Here is a 19,544-nt window from a genome sequence, read left to right on the forward strand (position 1 = left end):
GCTGGCAACAGTCTGCAAGTTTACCCAGCCCTGATCGGAGGATTCCGTGTCGATGTCAATTCCTGGCGCAACGCCCGGTGGAGACGTCGCAGAAGGGCCTGTGGACGACGATTCGACGGCGGGGAGCGGCGAGATCGACCGAGATTCCGGGCCCCGCGGAGGCGCCGCGACCTCAGCGGCGCTCGAAGACCGCTACGGATCCGGCCGCCGGAATCGCTTCGACCGCCGTTTCGCCTGGTCGGCGGCCGGGATCCTGGTCGCTGCCGGGATCGGCTTCCTCGTGTTCAGCGGGTGGCAGAACCAGAATCAGATTTCTTTCCAGGACATCGGGCACACGGTGCGCGACGACGGCAGCGTCGACGCGAAGTTCGAGGTCAGCGCTCCGGCGAACACCCCCGTCGCGTGCGCGGTCGAGGCGCTGAACAAGGCGAAGGCGACCGTCGGCTGGAAAGTCGTCGAGCTGCCCGTCACCGAGGAACGCACCCACGTCGTCACGACGAACGTCGTCACAACGAACCCGTCGACGGCAGTCTCCACCCGGACGTGCTGGGTGCTCGAGGGCGACGCGGCGAAGCGCTGAGCGGCGGCTCACCGGCCCTGTCAGAGCCCGCTGATAGACTTTGTCCCGCGCCCCGAGAGCTTCGGGGCGTTGCCTGTACCTCCACTCCCGGCGCTGAAGCAGCCCGGGTCCCCACAGAAAACGAGGATCGACTATGGCCGAGCCCACCCAGACCTGGCTGACGCAGGAAGCCTACGACCGGCTCAAGGGCGAGCTGGATGAGCTCGCCGGCCCGGGCCGCAAAGACATCGCCGCCCGCATCGAGGCCGCGCGCGAAGAGGGCGACCTCAAGGAGAACGGCGGCTACCACGCCGCGAAGGACGAGCAGGGCAAGATGGAGGCGCGGATCCGCGACCTCGAGGAGCTGCTGAAGCACGCCGTCGTCGGCGAGGCCCCGAAGGCGAGCGGCGTCGTCGAGGTCGGCACGATCATCACCGCCGACATCTTCGGCGACGAGGAGCGCTTCCTGCTCGGCAACCGCGAGCTCGCGGACGGTTCCGACCTCGACGTCTACAGCGCCGAGAGCCCGCTCGGCGCGGCGATCGTCGGCCGCAAGGTCGGCGAGGAAGTCAGCTACGCCGCCCCGAACGGCAACCAGATCAGCGTCAAGATCCTGAACGTGGAGACCTACTCCGGCTAATCGCCCGGCCCCACGCGAGAGCCCCGCGCCCGACCCGCACTGCGCGGTCGGCGCGGGGCTCTCGACGCTTACTCGCTCATGCCGACGTTCATCGGCCCGGTCAGGTCTGGCGCGTTCGCCCGGAAGCAGCGCGTCTTCACGATGAGATAGAGAAGACCGATAGCGAGCCAGATTCCGCCGATGATCATGGAGATCCGGTCGAGGCTGAACCAGAGCCCGAGGTTGATCGCGACGCCGACCGCAGGGACGAGGACGTAGCCGAGCCACGTGCCGGTCGTGTGCCGCTTCATGAAGCGAAAGAACATGAAGATCACCGACAGGTTCACGAAGATGAAGGCGATGAACGCGCCGAAGTTGATCATCGAGGCGGCCTGATCGAGGTCGACGAAAACGGCGGTCAGCGCGATCGCCGCGACGAGAAGGACATTCCACACGGGCACGCCCGTGTTCGGGTTCACGCTCCCGAAGAGCCGTCTTGGCAGGGCGCCGTCGCGGCCCATCGCGTAGAGCAGGCGCGCTGCACTCATCTGCTGGGTGATCCCGCAGCCGAGCACGGCCATCATGTATCCGCCAACAAAGATCGCCTGGAATGCCGCACCACCGATGTACCTCGCGATCTCGGGTGAGGCGCCCACGATGTCGCCGAGCTGCGATACGTCCGGGAACAGGGTCTGCATGACGTAGGTCACGGAAACGAAGAACGCGCCTGCGACGGCGATGATGATGAAGATCGCTCGCGGAATGTCTTTCGTGGGCCGCTCGGCCTCCTCGGCGAGGGTTGAGACGGCGTCGAATCCCAGGAATGAGAGTGCGAGGATCGCGGCCCCCGCGGTGATCGCGGCGGCTTGCACGTCACTCGAGATGAACGGGCGGATCGTGAACGACGCTCCGTTCGCCCCGTTCACGATGTTCGCCACGGCGAGAACGACGAACACCACGGCGACGACGAGCTGGATCGAAACCAGCAGAACGTTCATCTTCGCGGCAAGTTTCACACCGACGAGGTTGAGGGCCGTACAGATTCCGACCGTGAGCAGCACCCAGACCCAGAACGGCACCTCCGGGAACACCGCGCCCATGTAGATCGCCGACAGGATCGCGTTGATCATCGGCAGGAGCAAGTAGTCGAGCGTCGCCGCCCAACCCACGAGAAAGCCGAGGTGCGCATTGATCGCCTCCTTCGCGTAGGTGTACGCGGACCCGGCGACCGGGAAGAAGCGCACCATGCGCGAGTAGCTGAACGCGGTGAACAACACCGCCACCATCACGACGAGGTAGGCGAGGGGGACGTGGCCGTGGGTGACGTCGGCGACGATGCCGAACATGTCGAAGACGGCGAGCGGGGCCATGTAGGCGAGGCCGATAAACACGAGGTGGCGGAGCTTCAGCGTGCGCTTCAAGCTTCCCTGATCGTGCGCAATTTCGTGCGCGATCTGATCGTCGCCCGCGGCGACAGCTGAGTGGGATGGCAATGTCGACATCGTTGTCTCTTCTTCGTGCGTTTCGGGTGCTTCGTGCGGTGCGCGGAGCGAGTGGGTTTGGTGGGAGTGAATCAGGATCGGGATTGGGGTTTTGTTCGGCCAGAGCGTTCAGCCGGCGGCCGAGCGGAGCGGCGGGGCAACCAAACCCCGCCCCTCCGACTCAGTGAGCGTGCGCGTGCCCGCCGCCGTGCGCGTGATCGTGGCCGTGCGCGCCGTGCGAGGCGTCGCCAGCGGGCTCGCCGCAGGACTGGCCGGCACCGCCCGGGTCCTGGGAGCGCGCCGCGACAGCGACGCCGCCCATCTCGCCGCGGGCGTCGTGGATCGCGGCGCCTCCGACGATGGTGAGGTCGGCCTGCTGCTCGAGCAGCTCGGCCGGCTCCATCGCGTAGAGGTCGCCCGACCAGACGACGAGATCGGCGAGCGCGCCGACCGTGATCGCGCCGAGCCCGCCCTCGTGGTGGAAGGCCTCGGCGCCGCCGAGCGTGTACGCCTGCAGCGCGCGGTCGAGGTCGAGCCGCTCGTCGGTGGTCCAGGCGTCGCTGCCGTCGAGGCGGGCGCGAGTCATTGCACTGTAAAGCCCGATCAGGGGATCCATCTCGCCGACCTGCCAGTCGCTCGAGAAGGTCACGCGCGCGCCGGAGTCGATCATCGACTTGAAGCGCCAGGCGCGATCCCAGCGGGCCTCGCCGACGTTCTCCATCCAGGTGCCGGCAACGAGGTCGGGCGAGGCGTGGCGGGGCTGCATCGCGGCGACGACGCCGAGCTCGGCGAAACGGGCGAGGTCCTGCGGGGCGAGGCACTCGACGTGCACGATGCCGTGGCGGGCGTCGCGCACACCGTTGGCGCGCTGCGCGGCCTCGATCGAGTCGAGCGTGAGCTGGATGCCCCAGTCGCCGGTGGCGTGCGTGTGCACCTGATAGCCGAGGCGATCGAGCTCGACGAACAGCTTCTGGAACTCCGTCGGCTCGAGGCTCGTGTGGCCGCGGTGGCCGGGGCGGTTCGCGTAGTCCTCGAGCATGGCTGCGGTGTGCGGCTCGATCACGTCGTCGGCGTAGAGCTTCACGGGGCCGAGCTTGAAGCGCTCGTGCTGCGGGGTCTCGCGAATCGCGTCGGTGATGCGGCGGCGGAAGTCGCCATCGGCGCCGACGGGGTGGTAGATCGCGGCGATCGTGCGGGAGGTGAGCTTGCCCTCCCGCTCGGCGCGGGCGAAGAGGTCGAGCTCTGCGAGCGGGACCTGCGGCTCCACGACCGTCGTAATGCCCGATCGTGCGGCCATTTCGAGGCTGTTCACGATCTTCCGGTAGCGCCGGTCGGGCGAGTACATGGGGATGTCGCGCTGGAGCTCCGCGAGGCCGTCGATCGTCATGGCGCTCGTGTAGAAGTCGGTCACCCAGCCGGTCGGCTCCCCCGTTGAGGGGTCGATCTCGGGGTTGCCCCAGGCGATGTCGCCGCCGTTCAGGATCCCGAGCTTCGCGAGCGCCGGGCGATTGAGCCACACCGAGTGCTGATCGTAGGTGGTGATGAAGACGGGGCGGTCGGTGACGCCCACGAGGTCGTCCGCGTTGGGGCGGCGGCCCTCGACCACGGAGTAGAGCGCGTTCTCGGCGCAGATCCAGTCGAGCTCGGGGTGCGTCTCGGCGAACTCGGCGATGCGGGAGCGCACGACGTCGAGGCTCTGCACCTGGTCGAGGCTCACGGCGAGGTCGTCGAAGCCGAGCAGGAGATGGTTGTGGGTGTCGGCGACGCCCGGGCTGAGGAGGCGCCCCTCGAGCTGGACCGTGCGGGAGGCGCTCGGGGCGTCGGCAGCTGGACCGGCGTAGGCGATCCGGCCGTCGGTCACCCCGACCGCCTCGACCCACGGGTTCTCCGGGTCGAAGGTCCGGATCGGTCCGCCCGTGAAGAGTGTGTCCACCGCCATGATTGCTCCTGCTTTTCCGCCCGTGCGGGCCACCTCGTCGAGTTCTTTTACTCCAGAGTAAATTAATTTACTCGAATGTCAAGAAACCTCTTTCTCCCGGTCAGCTCGCCGGACTGGGTGCGCAGCGGAAAGTGGCATACTGGCAGGCATGGCACGCCCGAGCACGCAGAAGCAGCGCCGCGCCGAGGTCGTCGATGCGGCGCTCGAGGCGGCGGCGCATCACGGGCTCCGCAACCTGTCCCTCACGGACGTGGCGAATCAGGCCGGCGTCACCAGAGGCGCGCTGCTCTACTACTACGAGGACCTCGACGCGATCCTCGTCGAGGCGCACGCCGCGGGCATGGAGCGCGTCGGCGCCGAGCGGGCGAAGCGCGTGTCCCAGGAGACGGGGGCGGCGGCGAAGCTGCGCGTCGCGATCGAGCACGGCCTTCCGAGCGGCCCGGACGACGCGCTCATGCGGTTGCTCTACGAGTTCGACGTGCTCGCGGGGAAGTCCCCGCTCCACGATGAGCTCGTGCAGCGCCTCTACGGCGAGCAACTGGGGCTCTACCGCGAGATCCTCGCGGAGGGCGCCGCGAGCGGGGAGTTCTCCCTGCGGGGCGCGATCGACGACATCGCGATGAACTTCGTCGCGCTCGAGGACGCGTACGGCCTGCACATCGTGGCTGGCGGCAGCATCACGGTCGCCGATGCCCGCCGGGCGATCGCGCTCTCCGCCGCGCAGGCCGGCGCGCCGCTCGACGAAACCGCCTGATCGCGGCCGTTACCGCGCGCCGCTAATACTTCTCGCCGACGCGGACCGTGTACCCGGCATCGCGCAGCGCCTGCGCGACCTCCTCGCCGTGCTCGTGCCCGCGTGTCTCGATGTGGAGCTCCAGCTCCACCTCGCTGACCGGGAGTTCCGTGGCGTGGCGGGTGTGGATCACCTCGACGACGTTCGCGTTCGCCTCGGCGACGATCGAGGCCGTGCGCACGAGCTGGCCCGGCACGTCGGGGAGCAGGATCCGGAGCTTCATGTAGCGCGCGGATGCCGCGAGGCCGTGACCGATGACGCGCTGCAGCAGCAGCGGATCGATGTTGCCGCCCGACAGGATCGTCGCGACAGGCCCCTCCGAGGTGATCTTGCCCGCGAGGATCGCCGCGACGCCCGCCGCGCCGGCCGGCTCGACGACGAGCTTCGCCCGCTCGAGCAGCATGACGATCGCGCGCGCGATGTCGTCGTCGCTGACGGTCACGACCTCGTCGACGAATTCCTGCACGACCTGGAAGTTGCGGACGCCGGGCCGGGCGACCGCGATGCCGTCGGCGATCGTCGAGCGCGTGCGGATCGTGACGGGCTCCCCCGCGGCGAGGGAGGTCGGGAACGGCGCGGCGTTCTCCGCCTGGACGCCGATGATCTTGACCTCGCGCCCGTTCGCGGCCGCCCACTGCTTCGCGGCAGCCGCGACACCGGCGATGAGCCCGCCGCCGCCGATGGGGACGACGATCGTCGCGATATCGGGCGCCTCGTCGAACATCTCGAGGGCGATCGTGCCCTGGCCCTCGATCACCGCAGGATCGTCGAACGGCGGGATGAACACCGCGCCCGTCTCACGGACGAACTCCTGGGCGGCCTGGTTCGTTTCGTCGAAACCGGATCCCACGAGCTGCACGTCCGCACCGTAGTTGCGGGTGGCCTGCAGCTTCGGCAGCGCGACGCCGAGGGGCATGAAGATCGTGGCCTTGATCCCGAGCTCGCGCGCGGCGTACGCGACTCCCTGCGCGTGATTGCCCGCGGAGGCGGCGACGACGCCGCGCGCCCGCTCCTCCTCCGTGAGGCGGGTGAGGCGGTTGTAGGCGCCGCGAAGCTTGTACGCGCCGGTGCGCTGCAGGTTCTCGCACTTGAGGTAGACGCGCGGAACTCCGAGCCCCTCGGCGAGAAATCGAGAGGACTCGAGGGGCGTGCGACGGGTGACCCGGTGTACGACCTCCCTGGCGCGCGCGAACTCTTCGAGCGTGGGGACCTGGTACTGCTCGCTCATCTACTTGTTCTCTTTCCGACGGAGGCGTGCGACGTTCTTGGCGCGGTGCTTGGCTCGCGAGTGGAGCTTCTCGTGTCTGTGGTATTCGGCGACGGGATCCACGCCGGGGTCCCATCCCTTGTTCACGAGGACGTTGACGATCGAGTTCGCGGCGGCGGTGAGCGGCACGGCGAAGAGCGCGCCGGGGATGCCCGCGAGGAGCGCGCCGGTCGACACGGCGAGCACGACGCCCAGCGGGTGCACGCGCACCGCGTTGCCCATGACGAGCGGCTGCAGGATGTGGCCCTCGATCTGATTGACGAGGATCACCACGCACACCATGATGAGCGCGTTGACCGGGCCGTTGTAGATGAGCGCGACGAACGCGGCGAGCGCACCGGTGGAGATCGCGCCGAGGAACGGGATGAAGGAGCCGAGGAAGACGAGGATCGCGATCGGGATCGGGAGCGGCACCCCGAGGAGCGCCGCACCGATGCCGATGCCCACCGCGTCGACGAAGGCCACGAAGATCTGCACGCGGACGTAGCTGCCGACCGACACCCAGCCGGCGCGACCGGCGGCGTCGACGGGGGCGTGAGCGTTCGCCGGCAGGAAGCCGAGCACCCAGTTCCAGATGCGTTTGCCGTCGATCAGCAGGAAGATCAGGGAGAACAGCGTCAGCAGCGATCCCGTGACGAGCTGGCCCGCCGTCGTGGCGATGCCCAGGGCGCCGTTCCAGATCTCGGACTGGTGGCCCTCAATCGTCTTGACGACCTGCTGCACGGCGTTGTCGAGCTGCTGGGCGGTGATGCCGATGCTGTTGCTCTCGAGCCAGTGTTTCGCCTCCCACCAGACCTCCTCGCTCCGCTTCGCGAGATCGTCGAAGCCGTTTCGGAGCTGCGTGACGATGAGGGTGATGAGCACCCACATCGCGGAGATGAAGGCCGCGAGCGCGGCGATGACGCCGACCGACTTCGGTGCCCCGCGACGCTCGAACCAGCGCACGATCGGCGAGAGCAGCGCGGTGAGGAGGATCGCGATGAAGACGGGGATCACGATGATCCGCACCTGGACGATCAGCCACAGGAACGCCGCGGAGGCGAGCCCGATCGCGACGAGGCGCCACGACCACGCGGCGGCGACACGGACGCCGAGGGGCAGCTCCCCTGCGGCGTCATCGACCGGCCGCTGCGTTTCCGGCAGCCCGTTGCCCTCTTTCCGCTGTTCCACGCGTCAATCCTAGCGACCGGCGTATGCCTGGCTAGAGCAGCTTCCCGAGCCAGCGGCGAACGAGCGTCTCTTTCGCCTGGGTATAGGGCGGCATGATGGTGGGGCCCAGCGTGTCCGGCGCAAGCGGTTTCGTGAGCACGGCCTTCTGGTGGCTGAACACCGTAAAGGAGCGCTCGCCGTGGTAGGCGCCCGAGCCGCTCTCGCCGACGCCGCCGAACGGGAGGCCGGGCACGGACAGGTGCAGCACGGGTGCGCCGAAGCCCAGGGCGCCCGAGCTCGTGCGCTCCTCCCAGGCGCGGCGCGCCGCGGGGTCGTCGCTGAACACGTACGCGGCGAGCGGCTTGTCGCCGGAACGCACCAGGCGGATCGCCTCATCGAGGTTCTCTGCCGGGATCAGGGGCAGGATCGGGCCGAAGATTTCCTCGTTCAGGATCGGGGAGCCCGGTTCGATGTCCGCGAGCACCGTCGGCTCGATGAAGCGCGTCGACCGATCGTGCGTCCCGCCGACCAACACCTCGCCTGCCGAGAGGTACCCGACGAGGCGGTCGAACTGGGCATCGTTGACGATCCGCCCGTAGTCGGGGTTCTGCGCGACGGCGCTGCCGTAGAGCTCGTGGACCGCGTCCGCGAGCAGCGGCGCGAGGCGGCGGAGCACGGCGCTCGGCCCGATCACGTAGTCGGGCGCGACGCAGGTCTGACCCGCATTGAGGAATTTGCCCCACGCAATTCGCTTGGCGACCTCCGCGAGCGGCGCCGTGCCGTCGACGTAGGCGGGAGATTTGCCACCGAGCTCGAGGGTGACCGGGGTGAGGTGCTCTGCGGCCGCGCGCGAGACGATGCGGCCGACACGGCCGTTGCCCGTGTAGAAGATGTGGTCGAAGCGCTGCGCGAGCAGCTCCGTGGTCTCGGGGACCCCGCCCTGCACGACCGAGACCGCTCGGCTGTCGAGCGCGTCGGGGACGAGCCGGGCGATCAGCGCCGAGGTGGCCGGCGCGAGCTCGCTCGGCTTGATGACCACGGCGTTGCCGGCCGCGAGCGCGCCGACCACGGGCGACAGCGCGAGCATGAGCGGGTAGTTCCACGGCGCGATGACGAGCACCACGCCGAGCGGCTCCGCCACGATCCGCGCCGAAGCCGGCTGCAGGGCGAGCGGCACGCCGACGCGCTTCGGCCGCATCCAGGACTCGAGGTGGGCCAGAGCGTGATCGATCTCGGTGACGACGAAGCCGATCTCGGTGAGCTGCGACTCCGTCGGTGCCTTCCCGAGATCCGACTCGAGTGCGCGCTCGAAGTCGGCGCTGCGATCGACGAGCAGCGCGCGCAATCGCGTGAGCTGCTCTCGCCGCCAGGCCGCAGGGCGGGTGATGTCGAGCCCGAAGCCGTATCGCATCCCCCCGACAATGCCCGCGATGCGGCGCACGTCGGTCGCCGCGAACTCCCCGCGGGGAAGCCCCTGTTCACCAGAGGATTTAGCAGCCGAGGCGGGCGACGGCGCGGAAACAGAGGGGGTGGAGGACGAACTCATGCGGCAAGACTAGTGCGGACCACCGACACGCGGCTGATCGAATACCGGGAACCGTGCAACGCGGATCGGCGCCGTCGCGGTCCCGTTCCGGATCACCAGAAGTGGAGCGCGGGGATGATCAGGAAGATCCCGACGAGCACCGCGACGACCGACAGGCCGAAGCAGAAATTCGCCGCGATCGTCGCCCACAGCGGACGGCCGGCGTCGTCGACGTCGTCGTCCTCGTCGTCACGCGACGGGCCGTTCGGCTCGAAGGTGCCGTCGACACGGCGCACGGGAGGAGCGGGAGTCGCGAGGAAGCGGATCCCGAAGGAGTAGAGCGCGACCACGAACACCGCGGCACCGAGCGCCGCGAGGAACACGATCAAAAAGGCCATCCAGTCGATGTTCATCGCGCACCCTCCCCGTGCTCAGCTGCGCCGCCGCGCCCGTCCGGCTCCGCCTGCTGCGAGGCCGCTTCGGCCTCGCGAGCGGCCTTCTCGGCCTCGCGGGCCGCGATATCGGCGCGGACGGCCGACTGTGCGACGGGCGTGAGCGGCGGGATCGTGCCCGTCTTGGTCTTGACCGACTTGACCTTGGACTTGCGGATCCGCACGGCGTAGCCGGACTCGGCGACGTCAGGAACCGGCACGGCCGGGATCGCGTTCGAGGCGTCAACCTGGTTGCGGCGCGAACGCCAGAAGATGAAGAGGATGAAGCCGAGGCCGAGCACCGCGTCGATGATCACGCCGACCATGCCCAGGTGGGCGATCAGCGCGGCGATCGCGCCGACGAGTCCGGCGGCCGGAAGCGTGAAGAGCCAGCCGGACGCGATCCGTCCGACCGTGCGCCAGCGCACGCTCGATCCGCGGCGTCCGAGGCCCGAACCGATGACCGAGCCGGAGGCGACCTGCGTCGTGGAGAGCGCGAAGCCGAGGTGGCTGGAGGCCAGGATCGTCGCCGACGTTGCGGTCTCGGCAGCGAACCCCTGGGCGGGCTTCACCTGGGTGAGGCCGGCGCCGAGCGTGCGGATGATGCGCCAGCCACCCGAGTAGGTGCCGATGGCGATCGCGAGCGCGCAGGCGATGACGACCCAGAGGTGCGGGCCGGTGCCGGGCTGCTGCATGTTGGCGGCCACGAGGGTCAGGGTGATGACGCCCATCGTCTTCTGCGCGTCGTTCGTGCCGTGCGCGAGGGCGATCAGCGAGGAGGACGCGATCTGGGCGTAGCGGAAACGACCGCGGCCGTCCTTCTTGCCGTCGTGGCGGCGCGTGATCGCATACGCGACCCGGGTGGCCGTGAACGCGACGAGGCCGGCGGTGACCGGGGCGGCGAGCGCCGGGATCAGGATCTTCGACAGGAACACCCCGCCGTTGATCGCGGAGATTCCCGCGCCCACGATCGCGGCGCCGATGAGGCCGCCGAAGAGCGCGTGGGACGAGCTCGACGGGAGCCCGTAGAGCCAGGTCACGAGGTTCCAGACGATCGCGCCGATGAGGCCGGCGAAGATCATCTCCGGGGTGATGAGCACCCCGCCGTCCCCCTCGTTGATGAGGCCGCCCGAGATCGTCTTCGCCACCTCCGTCGAGAGGAAGGCTCCGACGAGATTGAGGAGCGCCGCGAGCAGCACGGCCGTCTTCGGCTTGAGCGCACCGGTGGCGATGGGCGTGGCCATCGCGTTCGCGGTGTCGTGAAAACCGTTCGTGAAGTCGAAGAAGAGCGCCAGTACGATGACCAGCAGCACGATGAGAGTGAGTTCCACCGGCGTCTTTCGTTCGTGGGCTTAAGCGTGGTCCACCCGCGAGGTCACCCACTGTTCACCGAATAGTCGATGTGCAACGGTTGACACGCACGCGCGCGCCGGTATTCATGGTTCCACCTTGCTCTGATCAGGTCAAGCCGAGAGCGGCGCGTTCACTCTCCGTTTACCGAGCGGGCGCGGGCGCGGCGAACCGGCGGGGCGGGGCCCGCGGCGGAGCGAACCCAGCCGCGGCGCGGGGCCGCGCAGCGCGGGAGCGGCGCGGGCGCGGCGAACCGGCGGGCGACCCCGATCACCCGAAGTTGAGGCGCGCCTCCTGGTAGCGCTCGTGCGGCACCGTCTTCAAGCGGCCCACAGCGTCCCCGAGCGGGATCAGCTCGATCCTGTTGCCCTGCAGCGCCGCCATCGTGCCCCACGCCCCGGCGAGTGCGGCGTCCGCCGCGGCGATGCCGGAACGGGTGGCGAGCACCCGATCGAACGCGGTGGGCGACCCGCCGCGCTGCACGTGCCCGAGCACGGTCGCGCGGGTCTCGATCCCGGTCAGCTCCTCGATCAGCGGGGCGAGCACCTCGGCGATCCCGCCGAGTCTTGGTCGCCCGAAGCCGTCGAGCCCCGCGCGGGTCACGGCTTCCGAGGGCTCCGCCGAGCTGTCGTGCCCGGCGATCCTGAACCCCTCGGCCACCACGACGAGCGAGGACCGACCGCGGTCGCGCACCTCGGCGACCCACGCGGCGATCTGCTCGATCGACTCCGGATACTCCGGGATGAGCACCAGCTGAGCGCCTCCGGCGACGCCGGCGTGCAGCGCGATCCATCCGGCATCGCGCCCCATGACCTCGAGCACCATGCAGCGCCGGTGCGATTCGCCCGTGGTCCGCAGCCGGTCCACGGCTTCCGAGGCGATCGACACGGCCGTGTCGAAGCCGAAGGTGTAGTCCGTTCCGTCGAGGTCGTTGTCGATCGTCTTGGGCAGACCGACGACCGGGAATCCCCGGTCAGCAAGCATCTTTGCGACCGTCTGCGTGCCGTTGCCCCCGATCAGGAGCAGGCCGTCGAGCCCGTGCTCGGCGAAGCGCGCAGCGAACGCCTCCCACTCCTCCCGGCTCCCGGCGCGCGAGGGGAACGGCGGGACGCGACTCGTGCCGAGCATGACGCCGCCGAGCGGCGAAATTCCCCGCACAGCCGGGCGATCGAGGGGCACGGTGTCGCCCTCGTGAAACCCCCGCCAGCCGTCCATGAAGCCGACCATCTCGAAGCCGTGCACGTCGACGCCGCGCAGCACGGCGCCGCGGATCGCGGCATTCATTCCCGGGCTGTCGCCGCCCGAGCAGAGCACGCCGAGCTTCATGGCACTCCCCCGTTCCGGGCCGTGTCTCGGCGCCGTCTCGAGCCTAGCCGAGCAGGATCGGCGCCTCCACGTCGGCGGAGGGCAGCGCCCGCGCGAGCACGGCCATCAGGGCCTGCAGCTGGACCGAGTCCTCGTCCTCGCGCTTCGCCTCGGCTCCGTCGAGCGCGCGGGCCGCGAGGCCGGCCTTGCCGTCGATGAGCTCCGCGATCTTCGCGTCGATGGTCTGGGCAGCGATGATCCGCCAGGCCGTGACCGGCTCCTCCTGGCCGATGCGGTGCACGCGGTCGATGGCCTGCGTCTGCTCGGCATCGGTCCACGACAGCTCCGCGAGCACCACGTTCGACGAGGCCTGCAGGTTCACGCCGACGCCGGCGGCGGTGAGCGAGCACACCGCGACCGAGACCTCGGGGTCCGTGTTGAACGCGTCGATCTGCTCCTGCCGGAACTGCGCCGTCTGGTCGCCGCGGATCGAGATCGTCTTCAGGCCGGCCTCGGCGAGCTGCGCCTCCACCCGGTCCATGACGTCGATGTGCTTCGCGAAGAACACGACCTTGCCGACCGAGCGGGCGAGCTGCGCCGTGTAATCGGCGGCGAGCGAGGCCTTCGCCTGGCCGATCTGGCGCACCATCGTGAACACGTTCATGCCGTCGGCTGAGGCGTTCGATTCCTCGAGCTCCTGCGTGCACACCATGCGGATGATGGCCTCGTCGCTGAGCTTCTCGCCGAGCTTGCCCGTCTTGATCGCGGTGAAGCGATCGACGAGCTTCCTGGCGAGCTGCGCCTCGGCCTCGCGGATTCCGCGACCCAGCTCGTCGTCGAGCTCGACCGGGAGATCGACCACGCGCTTCGCGGGGAGATCGGCGGCGACGTCGATCTTGCGACGGCGCACGATGCCCATGTCGATGACCGACTGCCGAGCTTCCGGATAGAACGAGGAGTCCGCGGGTGTCCAGCCGTTGTTCTCGAGGCGCGCCATGAGCTCGTTCCCGGGCTTGTCGGCGTCGGTCCACCCGAGGAAACGCCAGATGGCGCGGAAATCATCGATGTCGTTGATGAGCGGGGTGCCCGTCAGCGCGATGAGCAGCGGGGAGACCCCTGGCGTGCGCTCGCGGATGCGCTCCGCGATGGCGAGCACGTTGCGGGAGCGCTGCGACTGCACGTTCTTGATCATGTGCGCCTCGTCGACGACCATGCCCTTGAAACCGAAGCGGCTGATCCAGTCGAGGTGGCGATCCAGGATCTCGTAGTTCACGACGAACACGTCGGCGAAGGCGTCGACGTCGCGGCCGTCGCCGTGGATGACCGTGACCTTGCGCTGCGGCGTCCACCGCTCGACCTCGCGCGCCCAGTTCATCTTCACGACGTTCGGGACGACGACGAGCAGCGGATACGCATCCGCGACGGATGCGGCGATCACGGACTGCGCCGTCTTGCCGAGACCGGGCTCGTCAGCGAGCAGGAAGCTGCGGTGCCCCTCGCGCACGCTCTCGAGGAAGCGTGCCTGGTGGGGCATGAGCTCGCGGCCGCGCGGCGCGAGCCGATCCGGGACCGGGGGCTCGGGGAGCGGCATGCACGCCGAGCCGCCACCGCCCTGCTCGAACGACTTCAGGAGCGGCCCGAGCAGCTCCCAGTTCGCGAGCCGCACGACCGGGGTCGGCTGCTTCGGCGGCGTGAGATCCGGGGCGAGGAACGGCCGCGACAGCATGCGAGCGTCGATCCCGCTCGGCTCGACCTGGCGCTCCGCGAGCTCCGGGGGCACGAACGCCTTCGCGGGCTCCGGAGCGACCGGCTCCTCGTCGGGGGCGACGAGGCCCGCCTGCACGAGCATCTTCCGCTTGAGCTGCCGCGTGGCCTCCGTGATGGGGGCTGCGGGCTCGAGCAGCGTGATGAGGCTCGTGTCCCTGGCCGCCGTCTTCGCGAGGATGGCGGCGACGCCGTCGAGCCGCTTCAGCGTCTCCGCGCGCTCAGCGTCCTTGACCGACTCGTCGGTCTTCACCCTGGCGCGCTCCTCGCGCATGAGCAGCGCGATCACGTGGAACTTGGTGCGATTCGCCGGGGTGGCCTTTCCGCGCTGGGCGGAGGACTCGACCTCGCGAACCGCGCGCGCGAGCAGCGGGATGATGCCCTCGTTGTGGGCGTGCTTGCGGCGCGACGCGCCGCGATTCTGCGCGCTCTCCCGCTTGGCGGACTGGCGTGCGGCAGTGGTGGGTGCCAATGGAACTCCTGGTCGGCGTGGTACGAACTCTGGTCGGGTACCTGGAACGCGGCCTCCCCGCTCGCCCGAGCCTGACCTCATGCTGCGCATGGGGCTCGAGACGCGATCGCGGGAGCGGCCTGGGGCCGATCCTATCAGTCACGCCGCTGCGACGCGCCCGGGAACGCGGAAGAGGGGCGGCTCAGTCGGTGTCGCCGAGCAGATCGCGGGTGCGCTGCACGTCCGCGTCCATCTGCTCGAGCAGCGCGTCGAGCGAGTCATAGCGCTCCATGCCGCGCAGCCGGTGCGCGAACTCCACCCGCATTCGCTTCCCGTAGAGGTCGCCGTCGAAATCGAGCAGGAAGGCCTCGACGCGGGACTGCCCCTCGGGGGTGAACGTCGGGTTGTTGCCGACGGAGATCGCCGCGATCCGGCGCTCCCCCTCGATCGTCGTCCAGCCGGCGTAGACGCCGTCGGCGGGGACGAGCCCCTCGATCCGGCCGCCGAGATTCGCGGTCGGAAAACCGATTTCGCGGCCGCGCGCGTCGCCGCGCACCACCTCGCCGCGCACCGCGGGGGCCCTGCCGAGCATGCGGGCGGCGGCGTCGACGTCGCCCGCGGCCACCGCGGCGCGGACGCGAGACGAGGACACCTGATCATCGCCGTGACCGACCCAGTCGACGACCTCAGCAGTGAAGCCGAAGCGCTCGCCCAGTTCGGCGAGCAGCTCGCCGTCTCCTGCGCCGCGGTGACCGAAGCGGAAGTCGGCGCCCATGATCACGTGCTTCGCGCCGAGCCGGCCGACGAGCACGTCGGCCACGAAGTCCTCGGCGGGGATCCTGGCGAAGTCGGCATCGAACTCGACCATCACGCAGAGGTCGATCCCGGCCTCCTCGAATGCCTCGAGCCGCTGTTCGGGGCTCATGAGCGGCTGCGGGCAGGCCTCGGGCTTCAGATAGCTCAGCGGGTTGTTGCGGAAAGTGACCACGACGGTCCGCAGGCCATCTGCGCGGGCCTCCTCCACGAGCCGCCGGAGAATCGCCTGGTGGCCGAGGTGCAGGCCGTCGAATTTGCCGATCGCGACGCAGCTGCCCGCGCCCGTGTCGGCGGGGATCAGCTCGAGCGCGTCGACCACCTGGGTCACGCCTGCGCCGCCTTGCCGGTGCGGCTCAGCCAGATCAGGCCGAGCACGGGGAGCACGAGGGGGATGTACAGATATCCGCTGCCGAAGCCGGACCACACCGAGGGGTGGGCGAAGAGCTGCGGGGCGAAGATGCTGAGCGCCCCGACGATGAGCACGCCCGCGAGCTCGAAGATGAGCGCTCCCCACGCGATCCGGCGCCAGACGCCCCGGCGCTTGATGAGCGCGATCGAGGCCACGATGTAGACGATGCCCGACAGCGCCGACAGCGAGTACGCGAGGGGCGCCTCGTTGAACTTCGAGATGATCTGATAGATCGAGCGGAATGTGGCGCCGAGCGCGAGAACGATGTACACGGCGATGAGCACGCGCCCGAGGCCGCCGAGGCGGTCGGCTCGGGTCTCGGCGTCGGTCTCCGCGGCGACGGCGGTGGCGTCGCCCTCGGAGGGTGCTGCTGCGGGGCGCTGTGGCGCGGTGCGTTCGGAATTCGACACGCCCTCCAGTGTACCCAGCGGCGCCTCGGCGGTCGCCGGGTGGGTGACTCAGGCCCCGACGGTCGCGAGGAAGACGTCCCCGTGCCCGGTCAGCACGATGGGCTCACCGGCCGAGACGTAGAGGGACTGCCCGCGGCGGGCCGTCGCCACCTCCGCGAGCGCGGCGGACGGCCGCTCGATGCGGACGCGGCCGGAGACCACCACGAGCACGATCGGCCGGTGCGCAGGCACGACCACCTCTTCCGCGGCGTCTCCTGGGCCGATCCTGCGCCACTCGTCCTGCTCGGGTTCGAGCAGGCGGGCGCGCATGAGCTGGAAGTCGGGAACGTCGGGACGCCAGGCGACGAGGCCGGGGGCGAGCACGATGGGGAAGAGCCGAGGCTCGGCGAGCTCGGTGGGCTCGACGACGCGGCACAGCTCGTCGATATCGACGTGCTTGCGCGTGAGCCCGGCGCGGAGGACGTTGTCCGACGCGGCCATCGCCTCGACGGCGACCCCGCCGAGGTAGGCGTGCAGCTGCCGCGGTCGCAGGTAGATCGCCTCGCCCGGAGCGAGGCGTACGACGTGGAGGAGCAGGGAGACGAGCAGCCCGGGATCCGCGGGGTGCGCGGCGACGAGCGCGCCGAGCGCGCGGGCGCGGTCCGCGTCCCAGTCGTCGCAGCCGTCCGCGATGGCGGCGGCGCGCTCGGGATCCCCGTCCCCGATCACGCGGCAGATTGCGGCGAGCGCCGCCGGCACGATCGGGTCCTTTCCGAAGGCCCAGCGCAGAAAGTCGAGGCGGCGCTCCGCCGGGTCTCCCCCGGCGAGGCGATCGCCGCACGCCTCAATCGCGTCCGCCCCGGCCTCGTCGCCGGCGGCGCGCGCCGCGGCCGCGAGCCGCGTGAGATCGCGGCGCGCGTCGGAGACGTCACGGAAGCCGCTCAGCGCCATCACCTCGCCGAGGGCGACGAGCAGTTCCGGCTTGTGGTTCTCGTCTCCGTAGTTGCGGCTCGGATCCTCGAGCGGGATCCCCGCCGCGTCCTCGGCCGCGTAGCCTGCGCGGGCCTGATCCCGATCCGGGTGCACCTGCAGGGACAGCGGCGCCCCGATCGCGAGCACTTTCAGGAGGAACGGCAGCTGCCCGCCATCGACGCCCCACCGCTCCGGATCGCTCTCGATCAGGTCGATGAGGGTGCGCGGCGCCGACGTCGCCTTGGCCACGTGAGCCGGGCTGCCGGGGTGCGCGCCGAGCCAGAGCTCAGCCTGCGGCTCGCCGGTGGGCTCGATCCCGAGCATTTCGGGGAGCGCATCCCGCGATCCCCAGGCGTAGTCACGCGGGGTGTTCTCGATGAAGATGAGCACGTCTCTCCTCGCAAGTGCCGCGCGCTGCGTCCCGTCCAGGGCATGAACTACCATACCCACTATGGCGGAGAGCAAGACCAGACTCGGGATCAGCGCGTTCGCGATCTGCGTCTTCCTCCTCACCCTCGGAGGCAACGCGGTCAGGAACCTCGTGGGCTGGCCCGGCTTCGTCGCGGCCGCGGTCCTCGCGACGGTGGTCGGGATCGTGATCTTCGTGCGCGAGAAGCCGGCTCGCTTCCGCTGGTACCGGCTGCCTGCGCCGATCTACTGGTTCCTCATCCTCGCGGTGCTGTCGATCACCTGGTCCCAGTACCGGCTGGAGAGCGTCCTCGGCGTGGTGGCGCAGCTCGCCACGACGCTGGTCGCCGTGGTGCTCGCGTTCGTGCTCACCTGGCACGAGGTGCTGCGCACCCTCGGGACGGCGCTGCGCTATCTGATCGGGCTCTCGCTGCTCTTCGAGCTGTTCGTCGCGATATTCGTGCGGCATCCCGTGCTGCAGAACTTCATCCCCGAGCCCGAGCCCGGCCAGAAGGTGTCGAAGCTGCTCTACTGGAGCCGTGATCTGCTGTTCTCCGGCGGACCGATCCAGGGGCTCCTCGCGAGCTCGATTCTGCTCGGCTTCGTGGCCCTCCTCGGCGCGATCGTGTTCGGGATCCAGCTCCGCGCCGGGCTCGTCCGCCCCCTCGCTGGCTGGTTCTGGCTGATCCTCGCCGCGATCACGCTGCTCCTGACGCGCGGGGCGACGAACGGGGTCGCCCTCGTCGCCGCGGCATGCGCGCTGGTGTTCGCGATCTGGGCCCGCAGGCTCGGGCAGGAGCGGCGCGTGCCGCTGTACGTGACGGGCGGGGTGCTGCTCGCCGGGGTCGCGGGCCTGCTGCTCTTCGCGCGCGACGTCCTCTTCGGCTTCCTCGGCAAGAGCGGGGACCTGACGGGACGCGTCGAGACCTGGGAGAAAGTGATCGAGCTCGCCCAGCAGCGGCCGTGGTTCGGCTGGGGCTGGGTGAGCTACTGGGCGCCGTGGGCCGAGCCGTTCGCGTCGCTCGACACGAAGGCCGGCATCCAGGTGATGAGCGCGCACAACGCCTGGCTCGACGTGTGGTTCCAGCTCGGGATCGTCGGCGTCCTCGCCTTCGCGCCGATCGTGGTGCTGACGCTCTGGCGCGTCTGGTTCCGCGCGGTCGATCCGCCCCGCCGCGGCTTCGGGCCTCCGCTCCCCTACGCGACGAGCGCGCTGTGGCCGTTCCTCGTGATGGTGGTGCTCGTGGTGCAGTCGTTCACCGAGAGCCGGCTGCTCATCGAGGGGAACTGGGTGCTGCTCATCCTCCTCGCCGTGAAGTCCCGCTTCGATTTTGCCCTGCCCTCCCTCGACGCCGAGCCCAGGCACATCCCGTGGAGGCAGGCGCCGATCGTGCACGAGACCGGCCAGACGGGACTCGTGCGGTGAACACGGGCGGAGCGGTCCCGTGCGCCTGAGCACCGATCGTCTGCAGCGGCTCCGCGAGGACGCCGAGCTGGAGCGCATGACCATGCTCGAGCACCGGGTCAGGAACGGGCAGGATCCCGCGACCGCGTACGCGGAGGTTCCCGAGATCGATGATCTCGTGGTGCGGGAGCTGCGGGACGAGCTGCTCGAGGAGCGCGGGAGGCTCGCCGAGTTCGGGCTCGCACGGCTCGCCGCGCGGGCGGGCGGCGAGGACGCTGAGGCGCACCGCCGGAACGCCGATCGGGTGGAGTTCGAACTGCTCAGGGAGATCGCTGAGTTCGCGCCGGGGCTCACGCAGGCCGTGTGGCGGGCGAGCGCCACGCTCCGCCCCGCCGAGTGAGGATCTGTTCACCCGACGTTTAGCTTCGGCTTTCCCGCTGATTGCGGCGAGACTTCCGAGCATTTTCAGGGCAGGCGCCCCGTTTGCGGGAACCTCCCCGCCTCGCTCCCAA

At 69.8% G+C, this 19,544-nt stretch carries 17 protein-coding genes; 5 read left to right on the forward strand and 12 right to left on the reverse strand.

The genetic code is table 11. From position 1 onward, the window contains the following. Positions 1-52 precede the first annotated feature (52 nt). Both JD292_RS05895 and greA read left to right on the forward strand, forming a co-directional pair. The gene (locus tag JD292_RS05895; RefSeq protein ID WP_200131814.1) at positions 53-580 is read left to right on the forward strand and encodes a DUF4307 domain-containing protein; all 528 of its coding nucleotides are present in this window, start codon (positions 53-55) and stop codon (positions 578-580) included. A gap of 133 nt (positions 581-713) precedes the next feature. Continuing rightward, positions 714-1,199, forward strand: a complete 486-nt coding sequence (greA, locus tag JD292_RS05900; RefSeq protein ID WP_200131815.1) for a transcription elongation factor GreA — start codon at positions 714-716, stop codon at positions 1,197-1,199. A 68-nt stretch (positions 1,200-1,267) separates the two neighbouring features. Here greA and JD292_RS05905 read toward each other — a convergent pair whose 3' ends face one another. Then, positions 1,268-2,680: an APC family permease gene (locus JD292_RS05905; protein ID WP_200131816.1), complete on the reverse strand. Its 1,413-nt coding sequence runs from the start codon at positions 2,678-2,680 to the stop codon at positions 1,268-1,270. A gap of 160 nt (positions 2,681-2,840) precedes the next feature. Continuing rightward, positions 2,841-4,598 (reverse strand): amidohydrolase, encoded by a 1,758-nt coding sequence (locus tag JD292_RS05910; protein ID WP_200131817.1) that lies wholly within the window; start codon positions 4,596-4,598, stop codon positions 2,841-2,843. A gap of 148 nt (positions 4,599-4,746) precedes the next feature. Here JD292_RS05910 and JD292_RS05915 point away from each other — a divergent pair, with 148 nt between their 5' ends. Then, positions 4,747-5,352: a TetR/AcrR family transcriptional regulator gene (locus JD292_RS05915; protein ID WP_200131818.1), complete on the forward strand. Its 606-nt coding sequence runs from the start codon at positions 4,747-4,749 to the stop codon at positions 5,350-5,352. A gap of 22 nt (positions 5,353-5,374) precedes the next feature. Here JD292_RS05915 and ilvA read toward each other — a convergent pair whose 3' ends face one another. The 10 genes from ilvA to manA form a co-directional block, all read right to left on the reverse strand. Next, a complete protein-coding gene (gene ilvA, locus JD292_RS05920) occupies positions 5,375-6,619 on the reverse strand; it encodes a threonine ammonia-lyase (RefSeq protein WP_200131819.1) in 1,245 nt (414 codons plus the stop codon). Then, positions 6,620-7,828, reverse strand: a complete 1,209-nt coding sequence (locus JD292_RS05925) for an AI-2E family transporter (protein ID WP_369411162.1) — start codon at positions 7,826-7,828, stop codon at positions 6,620-6,622. A gap of 31 nt (positions 7,829-7,859) precedes the next feature. After that, entirely contained in the window at positions 7,860-9,218 is a 1,359-nt protein-coding gene (locus JD292_RS05930) for an aldehyde dehydrogenase family protein (RefSeq protein WP_200132012.1), read from the reverse strand. Between the two features lie 227 nt (positions 9,219-9,445). Then, positions 9,446-9,745, reverse strand: coding sequence for a hypothetical protein (locus JD292_RS05935; RefSeq protein ID WP_200131820.1), 300 nt, complete (start codon positions 9,743-9,745; stop codon positions 9,446-9,448). Further along, the gene (locus JD292_RS05940) at positions 9,742-11,094 is read right to left on the reverse strand and encodes an inorganic phosphate transporter (RefSeq protein ID WP_200131821.1); all 1,353 of its coding nucleotides are present in this window, start codon (positions 11,092-11,094) and stop codon (positions 9,742-9,744) included. Before JD292_RS05940 ends, JD292_RS05935 begins: the two co-directional genes overlap by 4 nt. 289 nt (positions 11,095-11,383) lie before the next feature. Next, a complete protein-coding gene (locus tag JD292_RS05945) occupies positions 11,384-12,439 on the reverse strand; it encodes a 6-phosphofructokinase (RefSeq protein WP_200131822.1) in 1,056 nt (351 codons plus the stop codon). A 43-nt stretch (positions 12,440-12,482) separates the two neighbouring features. Next, positions 12,483-14,654: a DEAD/DEAH box helicase gene (locus JD292_RS05950; protein WP_233613655.1), complete on the reverse strand. Its 2,172-nt coding sequence runs from the start codon at positions 14,652-14,654 to the stop codon at positions 12,483-12,485. A gap of 181 nt (positions 14,655-14,835) precedes the next feature. Continuing rightward, on the reverse strand, positions 14,836-15,777 hold the full coding sequence (locus JD292_RS05955; protein WP_200131824.1) for a bifunctional riboflavin kinase/FAD synthetase: 942 nt from the start codon (positions 15,775-15,777) through the stop codon (positions 14,836-14,838). Then, a complete protein-coding gene (locus JD292_RS05960) occupies positions 15,774-16,268 on the reverse strand; it encodes a hypothetical protein (protein WP_369411163.1) in 495 nt (164 codons plus the stop codon). The genes JD292_RS05955 and JD292_RS05960 overlap by 4 nt, the downstream gene beginning before the upstream one ends. A 48-nt stretch (positions 16,269-16,316) precedes the next feature. Further along, positions 16,317-17,609, reverse strand: a complete 1,293-nt coding sequence (gene manA / locus JD292_RS05965; protein WP_200131825.1) for a mannose-6-phosphate isomerase, class I — start codon at positions 17,607-17,609, stop codon at positions 16,317-16,319. Positions 17,610-17,670: 61 nt separating this feature from the next. Between manA and JD292_RS05970 the strand changes: the two genes are divergently transcribed. Both JD292_RS05970 and JD292_RS05975 read left to right on the forward strand, forming a co-directional pair. Further along, the gene (locus JD292_RS05970; RefSeq protein WP_200131826.1) at positions 17,671-19,053 is read left to right on the forward strand and encodes an O-antigen ligase family protein; all 1,383 of its coding nucleotides are present in this window, start codon (positions 17,671-17,673) and stop codon (positions 19,051-19,053) included. Between the two features lie 19 nt (positions 19,054-19,072). Then, complete coding sequence (locus JD292_RS05975) at positions 19,073-19,432, forward strand: hypothetical protein (protein WP_369411164.1); 360 nt, start codon at positions 19,073-19,075, stop codon at positions 19,430-19,432. Positions 19,433-19,544: the final 112 nt, after the last annotated feature.

The organism is Leucobacter edaphi, from assembly GCF_016522535.1.
Classification (GTDB): Bacteria; Actinomycetota; Actinomycetes; order Actinomycetales; family Microbacteriaceae; genus Leucobacter; species Leucobacter edaphi.